Source organism: Candidatus Polarisedimenticolia bacterium, assembly GCA_035764505.1.
Lineage (GTDB): Bacteria > Acidobacteriota > Polarisedimenticolia > Gp22-AA2 > AA152 > AA152.
This window is the reverse complement of record DASTZC010000164.1, coordinates 1-3,868: the sequence shown is the minus strand read 5'-3', so window position 1 is coordinate 3,868 and position 3,868 is coordinate 1. Positions and strand designations below refer to the sequence as shown.

General features: G+C 65.6%; 4 protein-coding genes. 3 read left to right on the top strand and 1 reads right to left on the bottom strand.

What is annotated here, in order from left to right; genetic code table 11:
- On the bottom strand, positions 1-496 hold a 496-nt coding region (locus tag VFW45_10945), incomplete at its 3' end, for a glycine cleavage system aminomethyltransferase GcvT (protein ID HEU5181302.1).
- Positions 497-806: 310 nt separating this feature from the next.
- Here VFW45_10945 and VFW45_10940 point away from each other — a divergent pair.
- The 3 genes from VFW45_10940 to VFW45_10930 all read left to right on the top strand — a co-directional run.
- Positions 807-1,505, top strand: coding sequence for a response regulator (locus VFW45_10940; protein HEU5181301.1), 699 nt, complete (start codon positions 807-809; stop codon positions 1,503-1,505).
- Positions 1,506-1,587: 82 nt separating this feature from the next.
- On the top strand, positions 1,588-2,895 hold the full coding sequence (locus VFW45_10935; GenBank protein HEU5181300.1) for an ATP-binding protein: 1,308 nt from the start codon (positions 1,588-1,590) through the stop codon (positions 2,893-2,895).
- Positions 2,896-3,197: 302 nt separating this feature from the next.
- Positions 3,198-3,868, top strand: a 671-nt coding sequence (locus tag VFW45_10930) for a hypothetical protein (GenBank protein ID HEU5181299.1), incomplete at its 3' end; no start/stop codon positions are given.

Here is a 3,868-nt window from a genome sequence, read left to right as displayed (position 1 = left end):
GAATGGCCTCAACGCCGAGCACCTTGCCTTCCACGAAATGGAAGCTGGCGATTTCCGCGACCCGCTCTCCGGCGACGCGCGCCAGAATGGCGGCCGCCCGCGGTCCCTGCAGGGCGAGCTGGGCATACCGCCCGCTGGCATCCTCCACCCGCAACCCCGGGGGGGCCTGGCCGCGCACGTGATCGAAATCCTTCTCGACATTGGAGGCATTGACGCACAGCAGGAAGCGGTTCGCATCCCGGCGATAGACCAGGATGTCGTCGACGAAGGTGCCCCGCTCGGTGAGCAGTGCCGAGTAATGGGCCTGCCCGGCCGACAGGGCCGCGACGTCGTTCGGGGTCAGACGCTGCACCAGATCCAGCGCGGAGGCCCCTTCCACGAGGATCTCGCCCATGTGGGAGACGTCGAACAGCCCGGCGCGCGTGCGCACCGCCAGGTGCTCATCAATGACGGACCGGAACTGCACCGGCATGTCCCAGCCGGCGAAGTCGACCATCTTCGCGCCGAGGCTGCGGATGATCGCGTTGAGCGGTGTCTTGCGCAGGCCGACGGATGCGGGCTGCAGGGTGCACCTCCGGGGAAAATATCAAGCGGAAGGAAGCGGCATGCTATCGCAGCACTGCCGGCGAGTCAATCAGGTTACCAAGGCGATATCGCCCGCTGGGCGCGCCGGCACCGCCCCGGGAATACGTCACGAAAACGCCATCGCTTCGTCACAGAGCCGAAGATTTACTGTCCCAGACTGGTTTCGGCTTCATGGCCTATAATTTCCCGTCTGCTCCGAGCCCGCCGAGAGGTGAGGATCGATGCCGCAAACCATTCTGGTGGTCGACGACGAGCGGGACATCCTCGAGCTGCTGCGCTTCAACCTGACGCAGGCCGGCTTCCGCGTCCTCGCCGCTGCGGAAGGGCGGCAAGCGCTCGACATCGCCCGGCGCAGCGCACCCGACCTCATCATCCTGGACTTGATGCTCCCGGTCATGCCGGGCACCGAGGTCGCGCGGGCGCTGCGCAAGGACGAGAAGACGCGCCGCATTCCGATCCTCATGCTCACGGCACGCGGCGAGGAGGTGGATCGGGTCGTCGGATTCGAGCTGGGGGCCGACGACTATGTCGTGAAGCCTTTTTCTCCCCGCGAGCTGATCCTGCGCATCCAGGCGATCCTGCGCCGGGAGACGCCTGAAGACGGGGATCGCCCCCTGTCGTTCCCTCCTCTCTCCATCGATCTTGCCGCCCACTCGGTCAGCCTGGGGGGCCGGGAAGTCGATCTCACGGGCACGGAGTTCAAGCTCCTGCACCGTCTGGCCCGGCGACCCGGACGCGCCTTCAGCCGCGAGCAGCTCCTCAGCGAGGTCTGGGGCTACACCGAGGACGTGGAGAGCCGCACCGTGGACACCCACGTCAAGCGGCTGCGCTCGAAGCTCGGCCGGATCGGAGAGTGGATCCAGACCGTCCGCGGCGTCGGGTATCGCTTCCGCCCGGATGGGGTGGAAGCTTCCGATTGAGGAAAGATAGCTCCTGAGAATCCAGAACCGCCTCACCTTCCTGTTCGTCCTGGTCGCGGGGATTTCGAGCCTCGGGACCGCGATGTTCCTGCATCGCGCCCTTGGCCAGGCCGCCGACGGGTCCATCCGGCTGCTCGTGCTCGCGGCCGTCCTCCTCGTGATGATCGCAGCCGGGGTGCTGGGCTGGATCGCCTCGCGCCGGATCGCGGGGCGGATGGAAGAGATGTCCCGCGTGGCCTCCCGGATTTCGGAGGGAGACGCCTCGGCCCGCGTCGCTCCCGAGGGGAACGATGAGATCGCGCGATTGGGCCGCTCGCTGAATCGCATGGCCGACCAGCTCCAGGAGCGGCTGGCGCTGCTGTCGCGCGAAAGAAATCAGATTGTCGGCCTGCTCGATGCGATGGTGGAAGGGGTGCTGCTCACCGACGGCACCGGCCGTATTCTTCTCGCCAACCGCGCCTTCGAGCAGATTTTCCGGACCCGCGGTCCCCTGCAGGGCCTCAAGCCGCTCGAAGCCGCCCGCGTGCCGGCCCTGCAGGAAGCGGTGGAGGCGGCCCTGTCCGGAGAGGAGGCCTCCACCCGCGAGATCGTCCTGGCCGGTCCCGAGGAGAGGGTCCTGAGCGCCAGCCTTGTCTCGCTGACCGAGAACGGACGCGTCGTGGGCTCGGTGGTCGTCTTCCACGATGTGACCGACATCAAGAAGCTGGAGAAGGTGCGCCGGGAGTTCGTGGCCAACGTCTCGCACGAGCTGCGCACGCCGCTGACGGCGATCCGGGGATATGCCGAGACCCTGAGCGACGGGGGGGCGCTGGATGCGGGACGCGTCAGCGAGTTCGCTCAGGTGATCCACCGCCACGCGCGCCGCCTGCAGGCCCTGATCGAGGACCTGCTCGATCTCTCTTCCATCGAGCAGGGACAATCGCGCCTCGATCTCGGGGCGATCCCGCTGCAGGAAACCGTCTCCCAGGTCGAGTCGATGGTCCGGCCCCTGGTCGCCGGCAAGCGCCAGTCGCTGCGGGTTTCGGTGCCTTCCTCCCTGCCGCGCATCCGCGCCGATCGGGATCGTCTCGCCCAGGTGCTCATCAACCTCCTCGACAATGCCGTGAAGTTCACTCCCGAAGGGGGAAGCATCTTCGTCCAGGCCGATGTCGACCATGGTCGCATCGCGCTCGACGTCCGCGACACCGGAATCGGGATTCCGCCCGAGGACCTGCCGCGCATCTTCGAGCGCTTCTACCGGGTGGACCGCTCCCGCGATCGCCGCGAAGGAGGAACCGGATTGGGCCTTGCCATCGCCAAGCATCTGACCCTCGCGATGGGCGGCACGATCGACGTGCAGAGCTCGCCGGGCACGGGCACTTCCTTCCGCCTCACATTTCCCTCCGCCTAGCCGTTCCCCGAACCAACAGGTAGAGTCGGCGGTCCATGAGCGTCGTTCCGTAACGGACTGTATTCCTGTCACACAAGCGTCACCGCTTGTTCGTCACTGCGTCACGCGCGCGTGACATTGTGACGGCCGGCATCGAAGGCGGACGGCCCGCCGGAGATCGTGCAGCGAATCCGAGAGACCCGACGCTACGCCACAAGGAGGAAGGGATGCGGTCGAACCCGGTCGCCCGGAAGGAAAGAACGCCTGTCGGCTTTTCGCGAGCTCGCCGAAGGGTTGACACGCAATTGTCACAAAGGACGTTTATGCTCCGATGGGCGCTGGTTCTCGTGATATGTGCCAGCTCCGGAGTCCCTTCGTGGGCCCAGGTGACGCCCGCCGAAGGGAGCACGGGGGCCGATGATACGCCCACCTTCAAGGTGGGAGTCACGATTTTCGCGAACTACACCTATCAGCAGGAGCCCACGATCTTGGACGTGGACGGCAACGAGGTCAACCCCAGCTCCTTCGACATCACCCGGGCGTACATCAACGCGACGGGCAACATCAATCACTTCATCAGCTACCGGGTCACGCCCGACATCGTGCGCGAGACGTCTACCGGAAACGTCTCCAACGTCGACGGCTCGCTCGTCGTGCGTCTCAAGTACGCCTTTGGCCAGTTCGGCTTCGACGATGCGTGGACGAAGGGCTCCTGGGCCCGCCTCGGACTGCAGCAGACCCCCTACATCGACTACGCAGAGCAAATCTACCGATACCGGTTTCAGGGCCCCATCTTCGTGGATGCGGAAAAATTCATGACCTCCTCGGACTTCGGGGGAAGTCTCCATTACAATTTTCCTTCCAACTTCGGCGACGTGCACGTCGGAATCTACGACGGGGACGGCTACGCGAAGGGAGACGCCAACGACGAGAAGGCCCTTCAAGTCCGGGCCTCCCTGCGTCCCGTGCCGAACGGCGGAATCATCAAAGGATT

Bases quoted from the DNA above. Each gene is read 5' to 3' on its own strand.
- VFW45_10940 (HEU5181301.1), top strand. From the start codon at position 807: ATGCCGCAAACCATTCTGGTGGTCGACGACGAGCGGGACATCCTCGAG.
- VFW45_10935 (HEU5181300.1), top strand. From the start codon at position 1,588: ATGTTCCTGCATCGCGCCCTTGGCCAGGCCGCCGACGGGTCCATCCGG.